Annotated in this window: 20 protein-coding genes; 14 read left to right on the top strand and 6 right to left on the bottom strand. The window is 71.1% G+C overall.

The genetic code is table 11. The features are described 5' to 3' along the window. Nucleotides 1-73: 73 nt before the first annotated feature. The 5 genes from ACZ63F_RS04880 (at nucleotide 74) to ACZ63F_RS04860 (ending at nucleotide 4,843) form a co-directional block, all read left to right on the top strand. Nucleotides 74-406 (top strand): WhiB family transcriptional regulator, encoded by a 333-nt coding sequence (locus tag ACZ63F_RS04880; RefSeq protein WP_469708738.1) that lies wholly within the window; start codon nucleotides 74-76, stop codon nucleotides 404-406. Nucleotides 407-565: 159 nt separating this feature from the next. Continuing rightward, entirely contained in the window at nucleotides 566-2,191 is a 1,626-nt protein-coding gene (qcrB, locus tag ACZ63F_RS04875; RefSeq protein WP_469708736.1) for a cytochrome bc1 complex cytochrome b subunit, read from the top strand. Nucleotides 2,192-2,263: 72 nt separating this feature from the next. Then, nucleotides 2,264-2,893 (top strand): HAD family hydrolase, encoded by a 630-nt coding sequence (locus ACZ63F_RS04870; protein WP_469708733.1) that lies wholly within the window; start codon nucleotides 2,264-2,266, stop codon nucleotides 2,891-2,893. 91 nt (nucleotides 2,894-2,984) lie between these two features. Further along, nucleotides 2,985-3,608 carry a DUF5134 domain-containing protein gene (locus ACZ63F_RS04865; RefSeq protein WP_469708731.1) on the top strand — a complete coding sequence of 208 codons (624 nt, stop codon included), beginning with the start codon at nucleotides 2,985-2,987 and terminating at the stop codon, nucleotides 3,606-3,608. A 29-nt stretch (nucleotides 3,609-3,637) separates the two neighbouring features. Continuing rightward, complete coding sequence (locus ACZ63F_RS04860) at nucleotides 3,638-4,843, top strand: acyl-CoA dehydrogenase family protein (RefSeq protein ID WP_469708728.1); 1,206 nt, start codon at nucleotides 3,638-3,640, stop codon at nucleotides 4,841-4,843. Nucleotides 4,844-4,892: 49 nt separating this feature from the next. Here ACZ63F_RS04860 and ACZ63F_RS04855 read toward each other — a convergent pair whose 3' ends face one another. The 3 genes from ACZ63F_RS04855 to ACZ63F_RS04845 all read right to left on the bottom strand — a co-directional run bounded on the left by ACZ63F_RS04855 (nucleotide 4,893) and on the right by ACZ63F_RS04845 (nucleotide 10,949). Further along, the gene (locus ACZ63F_RS04855; RefSeq protein ID WP_469708726.1) at nucleotides 4,893-7,745 is read right to left on the bottom strand and encodes a helix-turn-helix transcriptional regulator; all 2,853 of its coding nucleotides are present in this window, start codon (nucleotides 7,743-7,745) and stop codon (nucleotides 4,893-4,895) included. An 88-nt stretch (nucleotides 7,746-7,833) separates the two neighbouring features. Continuing rightward, a complete protein-coding gene (locus ACZ63F_RS04850; protein ID WP_469708724.1) occupies nucleotides 7,834-8,271 on the bottom strand; it encodes a cupin domain-containing protein in 438 nt (145 codons plus the stop codon). Nucleotides 8,272-8,387: 116 nt separating this feature from the next. Further along, on the bottom strand, nucleotides 8,388-10,949 hold the full coding sequence (locus ACZ63F_RS04845; protein ID WP_469708721.1) for a SpoIIE family protein phosphatase: 2,562 nt from the start codon (nucleotides 10,947-10,949) through the stop codon (nucleotides 8,388-8,390). A gap of 340 nt (nucleotides 10,950-11,289) precedes the next feature. On the opposite strand from ACZ63F_RS04845, the gene ACZ63F_RS04840 reads away from it, so the two are divergent. Continuing rightward, nucleotides 11,290-12,558, top strand: coding sequence for a PAS domain-containing protein (locus tag ACZ63F_RS04840; protein WP_469708719.1), 1,269 nt, complete (start codon nucleotides 11,290-11,292; stop codon nucleotides 12,556-12,558). Here ACZ63F_RS04840 and ACZ63F_RS04835 read toward each other — a convergent pair. The 3 genes from ACZ63F_RS04835 to ACZ63F_RS04825 all read right to left on the bottom strand — a co-directional run bounded on the left by ACZ63F_RS04835 (nucleotide 12,476) and on the right by ACZ63F_RS04825 (nucleotide 15,719). Then, complete coding sequence (locus ACZ63F_RS04835) at nucleotides 12,476-13,411, bottom strand: RNA polymerase sigma-70 factor (protein ID WP_469708717.1); 936 nt, start codon at nucleotides 13,409-13,411, stop codon at nucleotides 12,476-12,478. The genes ACZ63F_RS04840 and ACZ63F_RS04835 overlap by 83 nt on opposite strands. Nucleotides 13,412-14,007: 596 nt before the next feature. Then, on the bottom strand, nucleotides 14,008-14,349 hold the full coding sequence (locus tag ACZ63F_RS04830; RefSeq protein WP_469708715.1) for a hypothetical protein: 342 nt from the start codon (nucleotides 14,347-14,349) through the stop codon (nucleotides 14,008-14,010). Between the two features lie 14 nt (nucleotides 14,350-14,363). Further along, a complete protein-coding gene (locus ACZ63F_RS04825) occupies nucleotides 14,364-15,719 on the bottom strand; it encodes an NAD(P)/FAD-dependent oxidoreductase (protein WP_469708713.1) in 1,356 nt (451 codons plus the stop codon). A 283-nt stretch (nucleotides 15,720-16,002) separates the two neighbouring features. On the opposite strand from ACZ63F_RS04825, the gene ACZ63F_RS04820 reads away from it, so the two are divergent. The 8 genes from ACZ63F_RS04820 (at nucleotide 16,003) to ACZ63F_RS04785 (ending at nucleotide 22,891) form a co-directional block, all read left to right on the top strand. Continuing rightward, complete coding sequence (locus ACZ63F_RS04820) at nucleotides 16,003-16,611, top strand: flavin reductase family protein (protein WP_469708711.1); 609 nt, start codon at nucleotides 16,003-16,005, stop codon at nucleotides 16,609-16,611. Between the two features lie 148 nt (nucleotides 16,612-16,759). Beyond that, the gene (locus ACZ63F_RS04815; RefSeq protein ID WP_469708709.1) at nucleotides 16,760-17,191 is read left to right on the top strand and encodes a GntR family transcriptional regulator; all 432 of its coding nucleotides are present in this window, start codon (nucleotides 16,760-16,762) and stop codon (nucleotides 17,189-17,191) included. Next, nucleotides 17,188-18,102, top strand: coding sequence for an ATP-binding cassette domain-containing protein (locus ACZ63F_RS04810; RefSeq protein WP_469708707.1), 915 nt, complete (start codon nucleotides 17,188-17,190; stop codon nucleotides 18,100-18,102). The genes ACZ63F_RS04815 and ACZ63F_RS04810 overlap by 4 nt, the downstream gene beginning before the upstream one ends. Beyond that, on the top strand, nucleotides 18,099-19,055 hold the full coding sequence (locus ACZ63F_RS04805; RefSeq protein ID WP_469708705.1) for a transporter: 957 nt from the start codon (nucleotides 18,099-18,101) through the stop codon (nucleotides 19,053-19,055). Before ACZ63F_RS04810 ends, ACZ63F_RS04805 begins: the two co-directional genes overlap by 4 nt. A gap of 196 nt (nucleotides 19,056-19,251) precedes the next feature. Next, complete coding sequence (locus ACZ63F_RS04800; RefSeq protein WP_469708704.1) at nucleotides 19,252-20,388, top strand: acyltransferase family protein; 1,137 nt, start codon at nucleotides 19,252-19,254, stop codon at nucleotides 20,386-20,388. Nucleotides 20,389-20,418: 30 nt separating this feature from the next. Beyond that, the gene (locus tag ACZ63F_RS04795; protein WP_469708702.1) at nucleotides 20,419-21,198 is read left to right on the top strand and encodes a polysaccharide deacetylase family protein; all 780 of its coding nucleotides are present in this window, start codon (nucleotides 20,419-20,421) and stop codon (nucleotides 21,196-21,198) included. A gap of 130 nt (nucleotides 21,199-21,328) precedes the next feature. Continuing rightward, the gene (locus ACZ63F_RS04790) at nucleotides 21,329-22,117 is read left to right on the top strand and encodes an SDR family NAD(P)-dependent oxidoreductase (protein WP_469708700.1); all 789 of its coding nucleotides are present in this window, start codon (nucleotides 21,329-21,331) and stop codon (nucleotides 22,115-22,117) included. 21 nt (nucleotides 22,118-22,138) lie between these two features. Further along, the gene (locus ACZ63F_RS04785; protein WP_469708697.1) at nucleotides 22,139-22,891 is read left to right on the top strand and encodes an SDR family NAD(P)-dependent oxidoreductase; all 753 of its coding nucleotides are present in this window, start codon (nucleotides 22,139-22,141) and stop codon (nucleotides 22,889-22,891) included. Nucleotides 22,892-22,896 lie beyond the last annotated feature (5 nt).

Below are 22,896 nucleotides of genomic sequence, written 5' to 3'. Positions count from 1 at the left end.
GTGCGCGCCGCCTTGTCACACACCGGGCAGGTGCCCCGTCTCAGATGACAACCCCTTGGAGGTCTTCTCTGTCATGGCTACAGCACAACAACGCGACCACGCAACGCACTGGCGTGAACGGGGATCCTGCCTGCGCGTCGACCCCGATCTGTTCTTCCCCATCGGCGACGGCGGCCTGACCCAGGTTCAGGTCACCGAGGCCAAGGCCGTCTGCCGTCGATGTCCGGTCATGGAGCAGTGTCTCGGCTGGGCCATGCGGGTCGAGCGGGTGGAAGGCATCTGGGGCGGGACGACGGAAGGCGAGCGCCGCCTGATGAGGCGGCGCGACGACGCTGACGACCGCCTCGGGCCGAGCCGTGTCACATCCACGCGTCCTGCACGGTCATATGGGTGGAAGCAGTCATGAGCTGCTCGCCCAGGGAACGCGGACCAGGTGGCCCGCTGACTCGGTTCCGCCCACGACAAGCGACCGACCTGCCGTATCCGTTCCCTGTCCGGCACCGAGACGGGCTCATGGCATCGCGAGCGTCCCTTTTCGGGCCGGGTGAGGAATGGTTGCCGGGGCATGGATGATCCGAGCCAGAAGGAAGAAGCGGCCGAAGGAGGCGACGGGGAGCGCATCGCCCGCTGGGCGGACGGACGCCTCGGCCCGTACAGCGTGCTGCGGGCCAAAGCACGCAAGGCGTTCCCCGACCACTGGTCCTTCTTGTTGGGCGAGATCTGTCTCTACAGTTTCCTCGTCATTGTCGTGACCGGGGTCTATCTGAGTCTGTACTTCCATCCGTCGATGAAAGAGGTGCGGTACAACGGCAGTTACCTGCCGTTGCGGGGACAGACGGTGTCGGAGGCGTACGACTCCACCCTGCACGTCTCCTTCGACGTCCGGGGCGGCCTGCTGATCCGGCAGGCGCATCACTGGGCGGCCCTGGTGTTCATCGGGGCCATGCTCGTCCACATGCTGCGCGTGTTCTTCACCGGGGCCTTCCGCAAACCCCGTGAATTCCAGTGGCTGTTCGGCTTCCTGTTGCTGGTCCTCGGTATGTTCGGAGGACTGACCGGATACGACCTGCCGGACGACCTTCTTTCGGGCACCGGGCTCGCCGTCGTGAACGGGACAATACTTTCCATACCCGTCGCCGGAACCTACCTTTCGATGTTTCTCTTCGGAGGCGGGTTCCCGGGCGGTGAACTGGTGGCGCGTTTCAACGCGATCCATGTCCTGGTCATCCCGGCCATCATGGTGGGACTGCTGGTGGCCCATCTGATCCTGCTGCTCCACCACAGGCACACGCAGTATCCGGGCCCGGGCCGCAGCAACAGGAACCTGGTGGGCCTGCCGCTCAAGGTGCGGGCGGTGAAGTCCGCGGGTGTCCTCTTCCTGGTCTGCGGTGTCATCTTCGCGATCGCGGCCCTCGCGCAGATCAACCCCATCTGGCTGTACGGCCCCTACCGCGTCGACCAGGTCTCGGCCGGCTCGCAGCCCGACTGGTACATGGGCGTGGCGGACGGACTGCTGCGCGTCATGCCGGGCTGGGAGATCGCCCTGTGGGGCCACACCCTGGCTCTGGACAACCTGATCCCGCTGGTGGCGGGCGTCGGCTTCTTCCTGGCCATGGGCGCATATCCGTTCATCGAGTCCTGGGTGACCGGGGACGACCGTGAGCAGCACCTTCTCGACAGACCGCGCAACCGCCCCGTGCGCACGGCCCTCGGTGTGGCCTGGATCGGCTTCTATCTGGTGTCGCTCATCGGCGCCGCGAACGACATCATCGCCACCCGGTTCCACCTCTCGGTCGAATCAGTCACGTGGGCGGTCCGCATCGGCCTGTTCGTCGTGCCTGTCGCGGCCTACGCCGTGGCGAAGCGGTGGGCCCTCGGTCTGCAACGCGGGGATCGCGACAAGGTGCTGCACGGTCGCGAGACGGGCGTCGTCAAGCGCCTGCCGCACGGCGAGTTCGTCGAGGTGCACGAGCCTCTCGGCCAGGCGGAACTCCACCTTTTGACACAGCATGAGCAGTACACACCGATCGCACCCGGCGCGAACGGCGGCACGGGCGAACGGGGTGCCGGCACCCGCCTCGCCCGGCGCCTGCGGGTCGGGGCCAGCCGTGCCCTCTACGGCGAAGGCTCGCAGATCCCCAAGCCGACCGTGCCGGAGTACCGGGAGATCACCGACAACCACCGTGCGTGACAGTGCGGCCCGGGTGCCGGCCGACGGTGTGGGAGAGAGGTTCGGAAAACTGTGCCGAGAACATGTCTCATAGTGGACTTCGGCGGTGTTCTCACGACATCGCTCGACGACGCGGTGCGCGGCTTCGAGGCCCGCGAAGGCCTGCCCGAGGGGGCGGTGGAGCACGGCTGGTACCGGAACCCGGCGATGGTCGCGCTCACTCACGACCTCGAACGCGGCAGGGCCACTCAGTCCGACTGGAACCGCCGCATGGGCAGGGCGCTGGGCATCGACAGCACCGACCTGCTGGGCCGGATCTTCGCGGACTCCCGTCTCGACGATGCCATGGTGGCGGTGCTGGCCCGGGCCCGCGCCTGCGGCCTGAAGACGGGTCTGCTGTCCAACAGCATGGGCTTGGCGCCGTGGAACATGTACCGGGGCTTCGACATCGACACGGCCTTCGACGCGGCGTTCGTCTCCGGGCGGCACGGACTGCGCAAACCGGAGCCGGCTGCGTATCGGCTGCTCCTCACGATGCTCGAAGTGCCCGGCGGGGACTGCGTCTTCGTCGACGACAACGCGGAGAACCTGCCGCCCGCCGGGGCCCTGGGAATGGCCACGGTTCTGCATCGCGGCGCAGAGCAGTCCACGACGCGGCTCGGGGAACTGCTGGGCGTCGCCCTCACGCCGGAGCCCGGTCCGGCGTTCGCGCCGGTGTTGTGACATCCCGGCGCAGCCTGCTGTGTCACGGAGGCACCGTGCGTCCGGTCATCACTGCGGATCCCGACCGCTCCATGGGAGGGTGCGACTCGGCATGAGTGCCACCGACGTTGTCCACTCCATGCTGACCGCCCTGTTCGCGGCGGCCGCAGTCCGAGCGCTCCGGCAGAGTGTCGTGGCCCGGACCGGTGGCTGCCGCAGCCGCGTCGACCATCTGCTGCACGCCGCCATGGCGCTGACCATGGCAGTGATGCCGTGGAGCCGGGGCGGCGCCCTGCCCGCGCTGCCGCAGTCGGTCTTCTTCGCCGCCGCCGCACTGTGGTTCCCGCTGACCGCCGTCAGGAACGGCCAGGAGGGACAGCTGTCGGCAACGGTGCGGAGACTGCCCTACGCGGTGGGCATGGCGGCGATGACCTGGATGTCGTACCGCACGGTGGGGCATGGGCACCGGACCATGGCCGACGGCGTTCCGACGGCACACCAGGCCATGCAGGTCAGCCACTCCATGGGCGAGTCGAAGGCCGACAGCGTCGTCACCGGAGTGTTGGCGCTGTACCTGCTCACCTGTGCTCTGCAGGCGCTGACCCGCGACATGCCCGCGCTGCGCGCAACCACCGGCGCGGTGGCCGACTCGACCAGCCTGAGCGGTGTGTGCAACCGCTTCTGGGACGGAGCGACGGCCATGGGAACGCTGGTCATGCTTCTGATGCCCCATTGACCGAAACGAAGACCTTCCAGGAGAACGACATGACCACCACTCCCCCCGCGCTGTCGAACGACCTGCTCGCCGCCGACTTCTACCTCTACGAGGCGCTTCTCCCGGACGAGGAACGCGCAATACTGCGCAAGGCCCGCGCCTTCCTGCGTGACGAGGTGAAGCCGTTGGTCAACGGGTACTGGGACAAGGGCGAGTTCCCCGTGGAGCTGATCGAGAGGTTCCGCGGGAGCGGCCTGACCGCCCTGTCGTACGAGGGTTACGGTGACCACCTGCCCGCCGCGAGCCACCTGCTCGGCGGCATGCTCGCGATGGAGATGAGCCGGGTCGACGCCTCGGTCGCCACCTTCTTCGGTGTCCACAACGGCCTCAGCTTCTACTCCATCCTCACCGGTGGCGACCAGGAGCAGCGGGAGAGATGGCTGCCCGCCATGGCCTCCATGGAGAAGATCGGCGCCTTCGCCATGACCGAACCGCTGGGTGGCTCCGACGTCTCCGGCGGCATGCGCACCACCGCCGAGCGCCGGGGCGGCACCTGGGTGCTCAACGGCGCGAAGAGGTGGATCGGCAACGCCACCTTCGCCGACCACGTCGTGGTGTGGGCGCGGGACGTGGACGACAACCAGGTCAAGGGCTTCGTCGTCGAGAAGGGCACCCCCGGGTTCGTGCCGGTGAAGATCGAGGGCAAGATCGCGCTCCGGATCGTGGAGAACGCCGAGATCACCCTGACCGACGTACGGGTCCCGGAGGCCGACCGGCTCCACAACATCAACTCCTTCAGGGACGTCGCGGAGATCCTGCGCTTCACCCGCAGCGGTGTCGCCTGGCAGGCTCTGGGCGTCATGATCGGCGCCTACGAGCTCGCACTCGGCTACGCCAAGGAGCGGCGGCAGTTCGGGCGTCCGATCGCCGGATTCCAGATGGTGCAGGACCTGCTGGTGAAGAGCCTGGGCGACATCACCGCGTCCTGGGGCATGCTGGTGCAGCTCGCCCGGCTGCAGGACCAGGGCGTCTTCCGCGACGACCACTCGGCGCTGGCCAAGGGGTTCACCACGTCCCGGATGCGCGAGGTCGTCGCGGCCGGCCGCGAGATCTTCGGCGGCAACGGCATCGTCCTCGACCACGACATCGCACGCTTCTTCGCCGACGCCGAGGCCCTCTACTCCTACGAGGGCACCCGCCAGATGCAGACCCTGATCGTCGGCAAGTCCATCACCGGGCAGAGCGCCTTCGTCTGAGGTGCGGCCTTCGGCGCCGCAGCCCGCGCCTCCTGAGCCGGGGCACCGCTCACCCGGTCCCGTCGGCGACATCGCCCCGCTCGACGGCCAGCCGGGTCAGTTCGACACGGGTGTTGATGTCGAGCTTGGTGAAGATGTGTCTCATGTGCGTGTTGACGGTGTGCACGGACACGTGGAGCCGGTCGGCGATCGCCCGGTTGGTGAGCCCGGCCACGACGAGCGGGATCAGTTTCCGCTCGGACTCGGTCAGACTCCCCCACCCCGGGGAGCCGACCGTGTCCAGCCGGGGGGCGCCCGCGCGCACGCCCAGCTGCCGTAGCCGGCGCCTCAGCCGTTCGGCGTCGCCCCGGGCACCCGAGGCCGACACCAGCTCACCCGCTTCTTCGAAGTACGCGACCGCCTGCGCCGTCTCGGCCGAGGCGGCCATGAGCTCGCCGAGGTCCTCGCACGCCGCGGCCAGAGCCAGTCGCCTGCCGGTGCTCCGGTAGCCGGCGACGGCGGACATGAGGGCACGCGGGTCGCTGTTGAGCAGGCCGTCCACATGGGCACGGACGGCCGCGCCGATCCGCTGACTGTCGTCCCGCGCGGTCAGGGTGCCCAGTGCGCCGGACACGGCCCGCGCGACCGACGGCTCGGCGCCGCGCAACGCGATCCGCACGATCGAGGGCCAGTGGGACGGCGGAAGGGTGAGCAGCCGCGCCGGCTCGCTGTCCTCGAAGCTGCCCGTGAGTGCCGCCGCCGCTGCCTGGTGCCTGCCCTCCGCGTCCGCCAGGCAGGCGCGCGCGAGCGACACCCACAGGGCGTACCGCCGCGCGTTCGTGCCGGGACCGGCTTCGGCCGCGCGGAGCTGGTCCCTCGCCCCGGCGAGGGCACCGCGCCTGGTCTCCACCAGTGCCAGCACGGCGCGGGCCTGCGGATTCGGCTGGGTGATCTCGAGTTCGTCCGCCACGGCCAGGCCGGCCTCGGCCTCCACGGCCGCGTCGTCCAGCGCGCCCTGTTCGAGCAGGGCGCAGGCACGCCGGGCATGCCAGTGCGGCAGTGACCAGCCGAGGCCCAGCGCCTCCGCTTCGTGCCGGCCCTCACGCAGCACCCGCTCGGTGTCCCCGAGCCGGTCGGTGCTGGTCAGTACCGTGGCCAGCCACAGCGCCGGAATTCTGGGGGGCCGCAGGTAGGGCACGATCGGCTCGGCGTAGGCACGGGCGGTGGCGGCCTCGGCGAGCTCCAGCGCTCGGCCGAGGCGGCCACGGTAGAAGGACGTCTGCGACTGGAACACCATGACGCTGACGGCGACGGCTGGATCGTGGCTCCGGTAGGCGTCGGCGACCAGGCCGGTGTCCGTCTGCTCGGCAGCGGTGATGTTCCCGAGGTACACGTGGCCCGTCCCCTGGGTCTTCAGCAGCAGGACCCGCAGGTCGTGCGGCAGCGCGGGGAGGTCCAGGGCCTGCTGCAGGTGGGTCATGGCCGCGTCGTCGTCGCCCGCGGCCTGGTGAATCTCGGCGGCCACCAGGCGCAGGTTCGCCTCCTGCGTCGGCTCCAGACCGTCCGACAGGGTCGCGTCGACCAGGTCGAGCGCCTCGTGAACGCGGCGGGTCCGGCCGAGGTACTCGGCGGCGTCGGTCAGCAGTCCGACGCGGCGCCGGTCGCGCGGGGGCAGCAGGCCGGCGATCCGCTGGGCCAGGTCCGCGGCCGCGTCGGGGGCCGTCGACGACAGTTCCCGTACGGCGGTGTGCAGCATGGTCACGGCGTCGTCGTCGAGCGGGCCGCCCGCCATGACGACATGCCAGGCCACCTCCGCCGACCGTGCCCCGTCGGCGCGCAGGTTCTCGGCGGCCTCCCGGTGCAGCGCGGTCCGTACGGCCGGCGGCAGGTTCTCGTGGACGGCCTGGCGCAGGAGGTCGTGGCGGAAGGCGAGCCGTGGGCCGTCCGCCGAGAGCAGATCGCTGTTCAGGGCGGCTTCCACGCCGGACAGCAGGCTGCCGACCTGCCTCCCGAGCATGCGGGCCGCCGTGCCGAGGTCGAATTCGCGGCCGAGGACGGAGCCGATCTGGAGAAGACGTGCGGCGTCCTCCGGGAGCCGGCGCAGACGCGCGGCGACACCCTGCCGGAAGCCGACGGGTATGTCGCGGTACAAGCGGCCCGCCGCGCCCGTCCCTGCTGCGCCGGCCTCGGTGTCAGGGAAAGAGCGCACCAGTTCGATCGCAAGGAACGGGTTGCCCGCGGCGCCTCGCAGCATCCTGGCCAGACCGGGTGAGGGTTCCGCCCCGAGCACGTCGGCCGCGATGTGCTCCAGTTCCCCCTGGGGCAGCGGGCCGAGGGTCAGCCATCGGGCGCCGAGGCGTTCGAGGTCCTCCCGCACCCTGGCCACGGTCGGGCGCTCGGTCTCCGACCGTACCGCCAGCACCCACAGGATCCGCGAGGCGGCCAGTCGTCCGGGCAGCGTGCGCAGCGCGAAGAGCGTGGCCGGATCCGACCATTGCGCGTCGTCCACGAGCACGAGTACCGGCGCGCGCTGAGCCCGGTCCTCCAGGGCGTCCGAGATGCTGTCCAGCAACCGGAGCCGCTGGTCGTCCAGGCCCGCGGCGGCTCGGGCGGAACCGCCGTGGGCCCGCAGGACGGACTGCAGGGCGGCTCCTGCGGCATATTGATCGAACTCGTCGGCCCGTACGGAGACCACGTCGAACCCGCACCGCCGCGCGCGGCCGTCCAGCTCCGCGAGGAGCCGGCTCTTGCCGACGCCGGGTGCGCCTTCCACGACGACGCAGGCGCCTCGTCCGCCATGCACCGCCACCAGAGCCTCGCGGACGGCCGCGATCTCACGGTCCCGTCCTCGCAGGCGCAGTCCGGTCCCGGCCTGGCCTTCGCGCCCGGGGTCCAGGTGGCCCGTGGAGTCTGTGCTGCGCATGGGGCCAGCATGCCGCAGGCCATATGCGCCCTCAAACGCCGGTCGCCCTGCCCCTGTCGGCCGGAGCCCTTCTCGCGAGCCCGGCGGATCACCCGCCGGGGCGTGGGGCGCGCAAGTGGGCCCGTTTCTCCAGCTCCTCGTCGTCGACCAGGGTGAGCATCGGCTGGCCCGGCGCGCACATCATGAACACGATGTACCTGGCCGGCAGCTCCGACGAGGCGTTGCCGTTCTGGTAGTGGATCACCTCACCGCCCGGCTCCCAGAACGTCTCACCGGCCTTGATCACACGTTCTGGCTCGCCCTCGAGCTCCCACCGGACCGCACCTTCGAGGACGTAGCCGAAACACGGCCCGGAGTGGCGGTGCGGAGGAGTCCCGGGGTCGCCGGGCGGCCAGTCGACGAGAACGGTCATGCCCGAGGCACCCTCGGGAACGAAGGGCGGCTTGACGTCCGCCAGCATCCTGGGGCCGAACGCCGACCCGTTGTCCTGTCCGGCGGTCTCGGCCGCCGGGTCCTTTACCGACATCGCTGCACCTCCGTCGGGTTGCGCGGAGCGGCTGGTCCGGCACTGCCGCTCCAGGAACCACCCTGCCTCCGGACGGCGGCCCTCACAAACCAGGAGCGCGGGGCATGGCGAACCCGCTACCAGGGCAAGAGGCCGCTTACCGCGACGACACCGGAGTCCGCGGCCGTCGCGGAGACGAGGACGGGTCGTTCCACGGGCTCGGGAGGAGCCCCGGGGGCCGGCGGGTGTGCCGATGCGGGGCCAAGATCCTCTTCGGCCCAGACCACTTTGCCGCCCGGCACGGTGCGGGCGCCCCATCGGCGGGACAACTGGGCGACCAGAAAGAGGCCGCGGCCGTTCTCGTCATGGGTGCAGGCGCTGCGCAGACGTGGGGCGCAGGCGCTCGAGTCGAACACTTCGCAGGTCAGGACCTGGTGCCGGATCAGGCGCAGGCAGATCCGGCCGCTGCCGTGGCGGACGGCGTTGGTGACCAGTTCGCTGACGATCAGTTTCGTGGCGTCCGCAACGCCGTCCAGGCCCCATTCGGTCAGCTGACGGGCCGCCATGTTCCGGGCGCTGCGGGCCGCGGTCTGGTCGCTGGGCAGCGTCCAGGAAGCCACCTGGGTGGGGCTGAGCGTACGGGTGCGGACGAGGAGCAGCGTGGCGTCGTCGGAGGGCGCCTGCCCCGGGAAGGTCTCCATCGCGCTGCCGCAGAGTTCTTCGAGGGGGCGGCCCGGTTGGGCCAGGGCGCTGCCGAGGCGGTGCATTCCCACGTCGATGTCCTGGTCGCGGGTCTCGACGAGTCCGTCGGTGTACAGGCCGAGGAGACTTCCCTCGGGCAGTTCCAGCTCCGCGGCCTCGAAGGGGACGCCCAGGCCCATGCCCAGCGGGGTTCCGACGGGCAGGTCGGGGAAGGCGACCCGCCCCTGCGGGTCGACGATCACGGGCGGCGGGTGCCCGGCCCGCGCCATGGCACACCGGCGGGTGACCGGGTCGTAGACCGCGTACAGACAGGTGGCACCGACGGCCGGGGAGTACTGCTCCGGAGCGTCGGCATCGTCCTCGGCCAGACGCTGGACGGTGTCGTCGAGGTGCGTGAGGAGTTCGTCGGGGGGCAGCTCCATGTCGGCGAGGGTGCGTACGGCGGTGCGGAGCCGGCCCATGGTCGCGGCGGCGTCGATCCCGTGTCCGACCACGTCGCCCACGACGAGGGCCACCCGCGCGCCGGACAGCGGGATCACGTCGAACCAGTCACCCCCGACGCCGTGATCCATGTCGGCGGGGAGGTAACGCGACGCCGTGTCGACCGCCGAGCCGCCCTTCAGACGGTGCGGGAGCAGGTTCCGCTGGAGGGCGAGGGCGGCGGTGTGCTCGCGGACGTACTGGCGGGCGTTGTCCAACGCCAGCGCGGCGCGGCCCACGAGTTCCTCGGCGAGGAGCACGTCGACCTCCTGGAACGGCCCCGGGTCCGAGGTGCGGATGAACAGCACCACGCCCAGCAGGACGCGCCGCGCACGGATGGGTATGAGCATCAGCGAGTGGATACCGTTCTCGTGGATCGTCCGCGCCCGTTCCGGGTCCTCGTCGATCCAGGTGCCCGAAGCGGTGTCCAGGACCGGTTCCAGGTGGGGCAGCCCGGTGCGCAGGACGTCGGTGAAGGGTGAGGCGGGCGGCCAGGGGACCACCTCGCCGTGCGCCCACGGGGACTCCGGGACCCCGTCGTGGATCGACGCCAGACCGGCGCGCCGGAAAACGGGGAGGCGCCGGCCCGTGGCGCCGATGTGGACCGGGGGTCCTTCGCCGAACGGGACCGACTGTTCGAGGTCCACGGCGACGTAGTCGGCGAGCAGCGGCACGGCCAGGTCGGCCAGTTCCTGGCTGGTCCGCATCACGTCCAGGCTGCCGCCGAGGCGGGTACTGCCCTCGCTGAGGATGGCCAGGCGATCGCGTGCCCGCCGGCTCTCGGTGAGGTCGACGCTGATGACGCACACGCCGAGCACCTGACCGTCGGCGTCCTGGAGGCAGAAGACCGAAGCCGCGTACCTGTGCTCCCGGTGCGGGCTCGACGGCAGCCACGTCCGGTGGTCGTGGACCTTCACGGGCCCGCCCCGCATCACCTCTCGCATCGCCGCCTCGAGTCTCTCGGCCTCGGCACCCGGCCGCACGTCACTGAACCGCCGTCCGAGCCGACGGTCGCGGCAGATGCCGTCGTGGCTCTCCATCGTGTCGTTCACCCAGGTGCACCGCAGGTGCGGGTCCCGCACGACGACGCCCATGGGGACGCGTGCGAGCAGCGATTCCCGCACCAGTTCGTTCGTCGTTTCCCCGGAGGCCTCGCCGATGTCGGTCACGGAGACGAGCCACCGGACCGTTTCGCCGCGCCCCCACAGCATCGAGACCCGCAGGCTCACGTCGAGCAGGTGCCCGTCGCGGTGCCGTACCGTCGTCGTGCCCGACCAACCGCGCCGGGCCCGGCACCGGTCGACGAACTCCGCGGTCGTCGGCGCTTCTTCGGAGTACGGCAGTACGGCCGACGCCGACCGGCCCACCACGTCGCCGGCGGAGTACCCCACCAGCCGCTCGGCGGCCCGCGTCCATCCGACCACCGTCCCCTGCTCGTCGAGCATCGCGATCGCCGACTCCGAGGGCTCGCGGATGTCCGGCTGCCTGCGGGTGGTTGCTGTGTCTGTGCTGATCATCGAATCGTCGTCCTCGGATAGGCGGCGGCGAGGCAGGCACCTGTGGCACGCCGTGCTTCGTCACCGTGCTCGATTCCGCTGTCGGACATGAGCGCGACTGCGCCCCTACTTGTCCCTTTTCAGGGCATTGACCGGACGGCGCTTGGATCTGTGACAGGGGCCACTGCCGCGACGGCGGTCCCGGTGGCTCTCCCGCGCGGGGCCGGCCGGTGCGGACGTACGGTGCTGGTATGTGCGCCACGTGGGAAGACGGCGCGGTACAGCCCTACCGGACTCGGCCGTCCTCCGCCGCCTCCGGGTCGACGCGCCGAGCGGCGCTGGACGGCTGCTGGAGTTCGCCGTGCGCGACACGGGGGTGCTCGTGGGTGCGGTCTTCCTGCTGGCGTCCGACGGGCAGACGCTGCGGCTGGAGGTGACCACGGGGCTGCCGGCGGAGTACCTGACGCCCCGGTCCCGGGTGGCGCTGTCGAGCCCTGCCGCGGTGGCGGAGGCGCTCCGCCTGCGACGGCCGGTCCGGCTGAGCGATCCCGAGGAGTTCACCCGGCGCCATCCGCGTACGGCGATCGCACGTCGCCACCACTGCGCGGCAGCCGCGGCACCGATCGTCACCGGCACAACGGCCTGGCGCACGCTGCTGCTCCTGTGGCCCGGGGCCGACACCGCCAGGCCCGCCGGGCCCGGCGGGGCCGCCGGTCCGGGACCCGACCGGGTTGCCGCCGCCTGCCGCCGCCTGGGGCGGTTCCTGCGCGAGACCGCCGACGCCGGTGACGCCATACGTCCGGGACCGGCACCGCGCACCCTGATGCGGCCGCCGGCCCGCAGCCGGGACCCGGCCGAGGCGCTGGCCGCGGTGGGCCTCGTCGAACGGATGCCGGAGGGCGACTGCTCACTCGACCTCAAGGGCACGTTCACCTACGTCAGCCACACCGCCGCGACTCTGCTGGGAGGCAGCGTCCCCGAGCCGACCGGCACACGTCCCTGGCAGTCCCTGCCCTGGTGCGCCGGCTCACCCCTCGAGGACCGCTTCCGCGACGCCCTGGTCAGTGGCGGCCGGGCCCTGGCCGTCCAGGCCCGGTGGACGCCCCCCCGCACCGCACCCGGATGCTTCGCCCGGATCGTGCTGCGCCGGGCCGGTCTCGATCCCGACCGCGACCTGCACACCGTCGTCCGTGCGCCCGGCGACTCCGGCCCGGACCTGCGCGGGCTGCGCGAGGGCGGCATCGACGCCGCCTACGTGGGCAGCACCATGGCGCCGGAGGCGGTGGCCGCCGAGCACGGCCGGCAGGTGCCGGCCTGGGTGGGCGACCCCTTCCAGATCCCCACCTGGGCGTGGCCGTGGACCCCACCCACCTCCCGCGAGGTTCGTCGAGCCGTACTTCACCGACGACGGCCGGGCCGATCTCGAGGTCGGCGAGAACGCGATCAGGGCGGTCGCGGCCGAACTCGGCGTGCCCGCCTCCGGCACCGCAGCCGAGACGTACCGCGCCGCGACTGCCGAGCCCGGCCGAAGAAGCCGGGAGTGCGGCTCATCCGTCAACCGCCGCAGGGCCGGGCACGGTTGCGCCTCGGGTGCCGGATTCCAGAAACGCGGCGATCTTGCCGGGGTTGAACACCCACATCACCCTGCGGATGCCTGCACGGGAAGCGGCGATCGTCAGGATCGTGGTGGGGGAACCGTCGCGGTAGATCATCAGGCCCGTACGGCCGTTGGCCTCGACCGGTCGCAGGTCCGTGCCCTGCCAGAACCGGCGGGTCGCGGTGGCCAGGTTGGCCACGCGCGCAGGCCCCACCACAGGTACCCGGGCGGCCCCCCGCAGACCGTTGCCGTCGGACAGGCTGACGACGTCCGGGGCGAGGACGGCTTCCAGCGAGGCCACGTCGCCGGTGCGAGCCGCTGACACGAAGGCGTCCAGCAGGCGCCGATGCTCCAGCGCGTCCACACTCGAGCGCGGCTCGCCGGCCAGGCGTTTGCGCGAACGGCTCACGATCTGGCGGACGTTGACGACGCTGAGCTGCAGGATCTCGGCAATCTCCGGATAGGAGTAGTCGAAGGCCTCCCGCAGGACGTACGCGGCCCGCTCGGTGGGACTCAGCTTCTCCAGCACGAGCAACAGGGCCAGCTCAAGAGCCTCCGCCCGCTGCGCGCCCACCTCCGGATCACAACCGGTGTCGACGGGCTCGGGCAACCAGGGCCCGATGTAGGTCTCCCGGCGCACCCGCGCCGACTGCGCCACGTTGATGGCCAGGCGCGTCGTCGCGCTGGACAGGAAGGCCACGGGGCTCAGCACCACGGAGCGGTCGGTCTTCTGCCAGCGCAGCCACACCTCCTGGACCACGTCCTCGGCCTCGGCGACGCTGCCGAGCACACGGTAGGCGATCCCGAAGAGGCGCGCCCGGTACTGCACGAAGGCAGAGACAGCCTCGTCAAGGTCACTCGTCGCAGGGGACGACTCTAGATACATGATCGTGTGGTCCTCGTTCCTCCGGATACGGCAGTCGCGTGGCGGGACCACATCGCTACCGCGGACAGGCGGACGGCTTCGGCAAGCGGTCCAGGGGAAAAGCGGCAACCGGACGTCACGACTGGTCCCCTCGCAGCTGAACCAGAGACCCGGATCGGCCCCGCTCCTCTGGCGGAGCAACGGCGGTCGGGCGGAGACATCGTGGTCTCCCGACCCGGCCCTCGGCTGACCTCAGGACTCTGTTCAGGTAGTGCATGCATTCTTCGCCAACCACGCCAGACTGGGTCATAGCGACGTCCGGGCGCATCGCATGATCGAGTGATTCGGCCGGCCCTGGGACGGGCGGCGGATCGCGCGGCCCGCGGGCATCTCCCTCCGCCTGACGTGTCTCACCATTGACCGGCGGGGATCGGAAAATGTGACACCGTGCCCGACACACCATGAGCGGCCGTCACAGCAGCACGCGGCCCCGCGTCAGAGCAGCTCCGGGCGGCCGCAGTGGCTCGGTGCACTCCCGGGGCGCATCGCATGATCTAGTGATTCGGCCCGGCCGGCCGCCGGCAGCGGAAGCATCGACGCGGTTCGAAACCGGTGTTTCAGCTCAACGATTTCAGGAGCACGGCGAAGCACAGGGCCATGGCCACGCTGGTCAGGATCATCGCGGTGAGCGTTCCTCGCAGCCAGCGCGTGAAGCGGACCCGGTGCCGCTGCTGAACCTCGGTGACGTGTGCCGCGATGTGTTCCGTCACCATGCGCGCGACGTATGTCTGTTCCTTGAGGTACCAGGTCTCGATGTCCACCTTCTGCTCCCGGGTCAGCCCCGGTACCCGCTTGGTGAAGACCGTGACGCGCTGCCGCGCCGCTTCCAGATGGGCGTGCCGGTACAGGAAGGTCTCGATGTCGGTCAGGCCGCGCGCGGCCTCCTTGCTCGTGTTCATGGTGTGCTCCACGGTCATGCGGCCGTACGACCGCTCGTCGCACTCTCGCCGGCGCGCTGCGGATCGCCGCTCGTGACGAACGCGTCGCGTGGATGCTGGACGGAGGCGAGGGAGACGAGATCCCGGCCGAAGACCGCGGCCGTGAGCCAGACCGTGAGGACGCGGATCTTGCGCTCCCACGAGGGCACGGCCAGCACGTGGTAACCCCGGTGCATCAGCCAGGCAGGAAGCCCCTTGATGACGATCCTCTTGTACTGGAAGATCCCCCGTCCCAGCCCGAGCGTGGCCACCACCCCCAGGCTGCTGTGCCGGTAGTTCTTGATGCGCCTCCCGCGCAGGTCGGCCACGATGTTCTTCGCGAGGCGTCTGCCCTGCCGTACGGCGTGCTGGGCGTTCGGCACCGTGTGAGCCCCCGGCACCGTGGAGGCCAGGTCGGGCACGGCCGCGTCGTCCCCGGCCGCCCATGCGTCCGGGACGGGTTCGCTGCCGGTGCCCACGCGCAGGTCGGGGCGGACCACGAGCAGGCCCCGCTCGTCGATCGGAAGATCCGAGTGGTTGTGCACGACCGGATTGGAGGCGTTGCCGGCGGTCCACACGACCAGCGCGGAATCGAACTCCTCCCCGTCGGAGAGCACTACACGGCCGTCGGCGAGGGAGCGGATCTGTGTGTCGAGGTGAACGTGCGCGCCACGGCGCTCCAGGGAGCGCACCACCCAGGCGCCCGGCTTGTCCCCCACCTCGGGGAGGATGCGGCCCCTGGCCTCGACCAGGTGGAAGGAGAGTTCGTCAGCGCTCAGCTCCGGGTACGACTTGAGCATCGCCGTCGCGAGCGACAGCAGCTCCCCGAAGCCCTCGACCCCGGAGAACCCGCCGCCCACGAACGTGACGGTCAACAGCCGTCGCCGCTCGGCGCCGGGAGGCAGGGAGGCCGCCTGGTCGAACGCGGTCATCAGCCGGTCGCGGATGGCCACCGCCTCTTCGACGTGCTTCAGACCGATCGCGTGCTGGGCGAGCCCCGGGATGGGGAAGGTACGGGTCACGGCACCGGCGGTCACGACGAGGGTGTCGTACCGCAGTTCGTACTCCGCTCCGTCGGCGGGTCGTACCGTGACCGTCCGGTCCGCGTGGCTGATCGCGGTCACGGCTCCCGCGATCAGCCGGGCGCGGCGCAGGTGCCGCCGCAGCGACACGGCGGCGTGCCGGGCCTCGACCGATCCGGCCGTCACTTCCGGCAGAAACGGTTGGTACGTCATGTACGGGCGGGGGTCGACGACCGTGACCCGCGCCTCTGCCGCACTGAGCCTCTTCTCCAGGCCCCATGCGGCGTAGAAGCCTGCATAGCCGCCACCGACGATCACAATTTCGCGCATCAGACCCTCTGTTTGTTGTTCGACACCCCTTAGACAAGACAGGGCCGGACCGTGTGACAGGGGGCCGAACGACGCGTGGAAGACCGACAGGCCGCGGCTGTCCCCGGACGCAAGGGGAAGGAGGCCGGTCACGGGCATCTTGTGACCCGCCGCCCGGCAGCCGGAGCCGCACAGCGTACCGAGGGGTGCCGGGCCGCACCGACGAGACGCACGGCGCGTGAGCCGGCACGACACACCCGACGGGCTGCGGAGGACCCAGGTGTGCCGGTCCGATACTCGGTCCATGCGTGTGGAATACGCCCCCGAGGCGATGAGCAGCACGGACTTCTACAGGTTTCTGACGTCGGTGGTCATTCCCCGGCCGATCGCATGGGTCTCCACGATCACCCCCGACGGAGGGACCGAGAACCTCGCCCCGCATTCCTTCTTCAGCATCGCCAGTACCGATCCCCCGATCGTCCAGTTCACCTCGATCGGCCGGAAGGACTCGCTGCGGAACGTCGAGGCGACCGGGGAGTTCGTCGTCAACTTCTCGTCCGAACCGCTCCTGCGGCTTATCAACGCCACGGCCACCGACTTCCCGCGCTCGGTGAGCGAGTTCGACACCGCGGGCATCGAGCGGGAGGCCAGCCGTAGCGTCCGCCCGCCCAGGGTGGCGGCCGCCCATGTGGCTCTGGAGTGCCGTTCGCACACCACCCTGCGCATGGGCAACTGCACCCTGGTCTTCGGGCGGGTGCTGCATGCCGCGGTCGACGAGGACTGTCTCGCGGACGGCCGCCCCAGCAGCAAGCTGCTGCGCCCCCTGACCAAGCTCGGCGGCGACGAATGGGGCACCCTGGGCGAGGTGCTGCACCTGAACCGCATCCCGTACGAGGAACCCGGCACCGCCTGATGCGCCGCCGGTCCCGCCCGGGCGACGCGGCCCCCGGCGGCACCCCTCCCCCGCTCACGCGCTCACAGGAATTTGACAGTGCGGGCGGACATCCACCATGCTTCCATTAATTCATTAACACAAGCATGGTGGAACCGAGGAAGGCGACGTGATCGACTACCGGATCGACCGCGGCAGCGGCGTACCGGCCTATGTACAGATCGTCGAGCAGACCGAACGAGCGCTCCGGATGGGGTTCCTCACGGTCGGGGACAAGCTGCCCACGGCCAGGGAGGTGGTGGCGGCGACCGCCATCAACCCCAACACCGTGCTCCGCGCCTACCGCGACCTGGAGCAGGCCGGCCTGGTCGAACTCCGCCGCGGCCTCGGAACCTTCGTGACGCGATCACTCGCCCGGCCCGCCGCGGAGGGCGACTCCCCGCTGCGCCGGGAGGTCACCGACTGGGTCGCCCGCGCCCGGGCCGAAGGCCTGGAGCGGGCCGATGTCCTCGCCATGGTCACAGCGGCCCTGGACGCACACGACGACGAACGCGACAGCCATACCCCGGGCGACCGGGAACGTACGAAGGAGGACGCATGACCGGGCCTGACGCGCCGGCCGCGGTGCGCGCCACGGGACTCGGATTCCGGTACCGAAGGCGGGGCGGCTGGGCCCTGCGGGACTGCGAGTTCACCGTGCCCGGCGGCCGGATAGCCGCCCTCGTCGGGCGCAACGGCGCCGGCAAGAGCACCTTGCTGCACCTGGCCGGCGGCCTCCTGCGAGCCGGTACCGGGGAGCTGCGGGTGCTGGGCGCCGCGCCCGGCACCGCCGAGGCCCGCACCCGGGTCGCCCTGCTCACCCAGGACAAGCCGCTCTACCCGCGCTTCACCGTGGCGGACACCCTGCTGATGGGCGAGAAGCTGAACTCCTCGTGGGACCGGACGGCCGCCGAGCGGATCGTCCACGAGGGCGGCATCCCGCTCCATGCCCGCGTCGGCGAACTCTCGCCCGGCCGGCGCACCCGCGTCGCGCTCGCCCTTGCCCTCGGCAAGCGGCCCGAACTCCTGCTGCTCGACGAGCCGTTGGCCGACCTCGACCCGGTGGCGCGGGGCGAGATCATGGCGGCGCTGATGTCCGAGGCCGCCGAGCGCGGCACGAGCATCGTGCTCTCCTCGCACGTCCTGCCCGAACTGGAGGAGACCTGCGACTGGGTGCTGATGCTCCGCGACGGCCGCGCCGAGCTGAGCGAGGACGCCGGGGCGCTGCGCGAGAGCCACGCCGTACTGACCGGCCCCGCCGAGCGGGCCGACGCCCTGGCCGCACAGCACACCGTCCTACAGCGCCGCATCGCCGGCCGGCAACTGACCGCCCTGGTAAGGCAGCGCGGACCGCTGCGCGGCGACTGGCACACGGCACGGCCGCGACTGGAGGACATCCTGATCGGCTATCTCCAGGCCGGCGAGGAGCCGGACCGGACCGCCGCGGGCGAGCGGACGGAGGCGGCGGCGTGAAAGGCTCCCTCTGGCTGGCCTGGCGCCAGCAGCGCGTCCCGGCCGGCATCGGCGCGGCCGCCCTGCTCCTCATCGCGGTGATCGCCGCGTACTACCGCTCGGGCATGCTGGACGCCCTGCACAGCGGGCTGTTCGACCACTGCGCCACCGGACCTCTGTACTGCACGCAGTCCGGCACCGGCCTGCCGCTCCTGCTGGACGTCGTGCCGCTGAAGTACCTCGGGGCGCTGAACATCCTGCTGCCCGTCGTCATCGGCGTCTTCTGGGGCGCCCCGCTGCTGGGCCGCGACCGGGAACTGGGCACACATCGCATGGTCCTCGCCCAGGGCCCGAGCCGCGGGCAGTGGTTCGCCTCCCGGTTCGCCCTGGCCGCGGTGACCACGACCGCCCTCTCCGGCCTGCTCGCGGGGGTGTTCGCCTGGTGGTGGCATCCGGCCGCCGACCGCAGCTACGGCCTGTTCTGGTACGACACCACAGCGCTGAGCGGCTCGGGCCCCCGCGTCGTCGCGGCCGCCCTGTTCGGCCTGGCGGCCGGCACCCTGCTGGGTTTGCTGGCCCGCCGGGTCCTGGCGGCGATGGGCCTGACCCTGCTGGTGACGGGGGCGACGACCCTCCTGCTGGAGTGGACGCACTGGACCCGGCTCCTGGTACCGCCGCACACCTATGTCAGCGCCGGCAGCGCCCCCAAGGCGCCGATGGGCGAGAAGTGGTCGACCGGGAACTACGGCCTGATCACGGCCTCCGGACGCCACGACTCCGTGTTCAACTGTGCCTTCCCGTCAGGGGCCCAGCTGAAGGAGTGCATGACGGCACACGGGTACGTGGCCCGTTTCTACGAGGCCAACCCGGCCGGTGACTACTGGACCTTCCAGTGGACCGACACCGCGGTCCTCGGCGGCCTGGCCGTCCTGCTCACGGTCGTCACCGTGCTCCTGCTGCGCCGCCGCGTCTGAGTCGCCGCCGCACCCGCACCACCCGCCCCGCACCACCCACCCCTGACCGGGACTCCCCCAACTTTCCCCGCACGGAGGTCGCTTCGCCATGCCCGCCGACGCCAAGTCGCCCACATATCCGCTCCCGCACGTACGGTCCGGGATACGCGTCAGCCGCTCGCCGGCCACCGTCTGCTGACCCGGCCCCGGTTCCGACATGCCGTCTTCCGAACCGTACGGCGGGCCGTCGCGCCTCGTCGCGATCGACGGGCTTCGCCTGGTGGCCGCGCTGATGGTCGCCGCGTACCACTTCCTGGGCACGCCCACCCCGCACTTCTGGGGCAGAACCGAACTCCGGGACTCCGCCCCGCTCCTGCACGAGATCAGTGGCTACGGCTGGCTCGGCGTCGAGTTCTTCTTCCTCATCAGCGGCTTCGTGATCTGCATGAGCTGCTGGGGGCGGACCCCGGCGCAGTTCACCGTCTCCCGCGTCGCGCGGCTCTTCCCGGCCTACTGGTGCGCGGTGCTCCTGGTCGTCCTGCTCGTCCTGGTCTCCCGGCTGGTCCGGTGGCCCGCCGCCACCCGCATCGACCCGCGTACGGTGCTGGGGAACCTGACGATGGCGCCGGGGCCGCTGGGACTCGATCCGGTCGACGGAGTCAGCTGGACCCTCTGGGTGGAGGCACGCTTCTACCTGCTGATGGCCGCGCTCCTCGTCCTCGGGCTGACCTACCGGCGGGTGGTGGCCTGCTGCGGAGCCTGGCTGCTGGCCGGTGTCATCGCCCGTGAACTGCACTCACCGCTGCTCGACGAATTCGTCCTGACCCGGTACACCGGGCTGTTCGTCGCCGGGATCGTGCTCTACCTCATGCACAGGTTCGGGCAGAGCCTGCTGCTCTGGCTGCTGCTCGGCTTCGCCTGGTGCTACCAGCTCACCGTGCTCGACCTGAGGGTGACCGACCACGCCGCCCTCCCCCCTGGCGAGGGCCGGCCCTCCTGGGCCGTCTGCGCGGTGGTGCTCACTCTCTGCCTCGGGCTGCTGGCCCTCGCCGGAACCGGCCCGCTGACCGGACTGCGATGGCGCTGGCCGGTCACCGCCGGGGCGCTCACCTACCCCTTCTACCTCGTCCACCAGAGCCTCGGAGTCCCCCTGGCCAAGGGCCTGGTCCGGGCGTTCCCGGGGCTGGGGCCGCTGCCCGCGACGGCGCTGTCGGTCGTCTGCATGCTCGGGCTCTCCCTGCTGGTCCACAGGCTGGTGGAACGCCGGCTCGGAGGCCGGCTGAGACAACGCCTGACGCTCGACATGCGGCCGCGGGACCTCTCCGCGCGGCCCGCCCTCACCCGCACGCGCTGACCGCGCAACTCCACCGAAGAAAGGGCTCCCATGCTCTTCAGAGCACGCACCAGACGGTCCCGCATACTCATCGCCGTCGCGACGGCGGCCGCCGTCGTCGTGGCCGTCGCCGTGACCCTGGCCCTCACGGTGACGACCTACGAGCACACCTCGCCGCGCGCCGCCCGGGACAAGGCATCGGGATCGGTGACCGGAGACGTCGACTGCCGCAGGGCGAAGTGCGTGGCCCTCAGCTTCGACGGCGGCCCCAGCCCCACGACCCCGAAGCTGCTGGACATCCTCAAGCAGCACCATCTGCACGCCACGTTCTTCGTGCAGGGCAGGGGCCACATCTCGAAGTACCCCGACATCCTGCGCCGGATCGCGCAGGAAGGGGACGAGATCGGCAACCACACCTGGACCCACCCGAGGCTTACGGATCTCGACGAGGCCGGCGCCCGTGCGGAGCTGACCCGGACCCAGAACGCCATCCAGAGGATCACCGGCACCAGGCCCGTCCTGATGCGTCCGCCGGAGGGCCGTACGGACCGCAAGGTGGCCAAGGTCTGCCGGGAGCTCGGGCTGGCGCAGGTGCTGTGGAGCGTCACCGCCAAGGACTACGAGACGACGGACTCGGCGCTGATCACCAAGCGGGTTCTCGAACAGACCCACCGCGACGGCATCATCCTGCTGCACGACCTGCACAAGGGGACCGTGCCCGCCGTCCCCGGGATTCTCAAGGCGCTCAAAGAGCGTGGCTACACCGTCGTCACGGTGTCGCAACTGCTCGCCCCCGCCAAGCCCGAGCCCGGGATGGTCTACCGGCCCTGAGGCGCCTCGACGGCGGTCCCACCCCTTGTCGCTCTGTCCCGCAGGAACCTAGACTCCCCGAGTGAACTGAAGTTGGTTCAGTTCTGGATCCGCCGCGGACGGAAGGGAGCCGACGATGGATGGTGCCCTCTTGGACAGGGTCGCTCTCGTCACCGGCGCCGGCCAGGGCATCGGCCGGGCCGTCGCGGTGGAGCTGGCCCGGCAGGGCGCGTCGGCCGTGGCCGTCGCCGACCTTGCCGGGACGGCCGTCGGCGAGACCGCCGAAATGGTGCGGGCCGAGGGGGCGAAGGCCGAGGCGATCGTGTGCGATCTGCGGGTGCGCGACGACATCGAGGCCATGGTGACGCGGTGTGCCGAGCGCTTCGGGGGCCTCGACGTGCTGGTCAACAACGCCGGAGTGATCGACACCGCGTTCACGACCGGCCAGGACCACGGTGTCGCCTCGCTCCCCGAGGAGGTCTGGGATGTCGTCTACGAGGTCAATCTCAAGGCCGTCTGGCTGACGACCAAGTTCGCGGCACCCCATCTGCGGCGGTCCATGCGCGGCCCGGCCGTCGTCAACACCGCCTCCGTCTCGGGCCTCGTCGGCTTCCCCAACTGCCCCGCCTACGGCGTCACCAAGGCCGGTGTCATCCACCTGACCAAGGTCACCGCGGTCGACCTGGCCCCGGTGCGCTGCAACTGCCTCTGCCCCGGCGTCATCGACACACGGCTGACGCAGGACCACTTCGCCGCCGCCGGGGATCGCGAGGCGACGGAACGGGCGCTGCTGGCCCCGCAGTTGGTAAACCGGCTGGGGCGACCGGCGGAAGTGGCCCGGCTGGCCTGCTTCCTGGCCTCGGACAGCGCGGCGTTCATCACGGGCGCCTCCTATGTGATCGACGGCGGCGCGCTGGCCTGGCGCGGTGTCAGGGACTGACGGACCGAGGAAGGGACGGGCGTGAAGGAGACGAGGCTGGGCGGCCGGGTTGCCGTGGTGACCGGCGCGACCGGAGGCATCGGCGACGCCGTCGTACGGCGGTTCGCGGCCGAAGGCGCCACCGTGGTGGTGACGGACGTAGACGCGGAGCGCTGCGAGAAGCTCGCCGAGGAGGTCGGGGGCGGTGCCGTCGGACTCGCGCTGGACGTGACCGACGAGTCGGCCTGGGAGGACCTCGTGGACCGGGTGACCGGCCGGCTCGGGTCCCTGTCCGTGCTGGTGAACAACGCGGGGATCGCGGCGATGCGCACCGTCGAGACGGAGACCCTGGAGTCCTGGGACCAGGTCATCGCGGTCACCCAGACCGGTGTCTGGCTGGGCATGAAGCACGCCGGCGCGGCCATCGAGCGGTCGGGGGGCGGCTCGGTCGTCAACGTCGCGTCGATCTTCGGTACGGTCGGCGGCTTCGGCTCCCAGTTCTCGTACCACGCGGCCAAGGGCGCCGTACGGCTCATGACGAAGAACGCCGCGCTGCACTGGGCGCGGCGCGGCGTCCGGGTCAACTCCCTGCATCCCGGTTTCATCGAGACGCCCCGGTCCCGTGATCTGTGGCGGGGCACACCGCGGTTGGCCGCGATGCTCGACGGCACGCCCCTCGGCCGGCTCGGCACGCCCGATGAGGTCGCGGCGGCCGTGGCGTTCCTGGCCTCCGACGACGCGAGCTTCATGACCGGCTCGGAGCTGTACGTCGACGGCGGCTGGACGGCGCGCTAGGCGCT

The organism is Streptomyces sp. NPDC104761 (assembly GCF_055583445.1).
This window is presented reverse-complemented; position numbering and strand designations above follow the sequence as displayed.

Coding starts and splice junctions, on each gene's coding strand:
- ACZ63F_RS04800 (WP_469708704.1), top strand. CDS start 19,252: ATGCCGTCTTCCGAACCGTACGGCGGGCCGTCGCGCCTCGTCGCGATC.
- ACZ63F_RS04880 (WP_469708738.1), top strand. CDS start 74: ATGGCTACAGCACAACAACGCGACCACGCAACGCACTGGCGTGAACGG.
- ACZ63F_RS04795 (WP_469708702.1), top strand. CDS start 20,419: ATGCTCTTCAGAGCACGCACCAGACGGTCCCGCATACTCATCGCCGTC.
- ACZ63F_RS04855 (WP_469708726.1), bottom strand. CDS start 7,745: ATGCGCAGCACAGACTCCACGGGCCACCTGGACCCCGGGCGCGAAGGC.
- ACZ63F_RS04825 (WP_469708713.1), bottom strand. CDS start 15,719: ATGCGCGAAATTGTGATCGTCGGTGGCGGCTATGCAGGCTTCTACGCC.
- ACZ63F_RS04830 (WP_469708715.1), bottom strand. CDS start 14,349: ATGAACACGAGCAAGGAGGCCGCGCGCGGCCTGACCGACATCGAGACC.
- ACZ63F_RS04860 (WP_469708728.1), top strand. CDS start 3,638: ATGACCACCACTCCCCCCGCGCTGTCGAACGACCTGCTCGCCGCCGAC.
- ACZ63F_RS04850 (WP_469708724.1), bottom strand. CDS start 8,271: ATGTCGGTAAAGGACCCGGCGGCCGAGACCGCCGGACAGGACAACGGG.
- ACZ63F_RS04810 (WP_469708707.1), top strand. CDS start 17,188: ATGACCGGGCCTGACGCGCCGGCCGCGGTGCGCGCCACGGGACTCGGA.
- ACZ63F_RS04820 (WP_469708711.1), top strand. CDS start 16,003: ATGCGTGTGGAATACGCCCCCGAGGCGATGAGCAGCACGGACTTCTAC.
- ACZ63F_RS04845 (WP_469708721.1), bottom strand. CDS start 10,949: ATGATCAGCACAGACACAGCAACCACCCGCAGGCAGCCGGACATCCGC.
- ACZ63F_RS04835 (WP_469708717.1), bottom strand. CDS start 13,411: ATGTATCTAGAGTCGTCCCCTGCGACGAGTGACCTTGACGAGGCTGTC.
- ACZ63F_RS04865 (WP_469708731.1), top strand. CDS start 2,985: ATGAGTGCCACCGACGTTGTCCACTCCATGCTGACCGCCCTGTTCGCG.
- qcrB (WP_469708736.1), top strand. CDS start 566: ATGGATGATCCGAGCCAGAAGGAAGAAGCGGCCGAAGGAGGCGACGGG.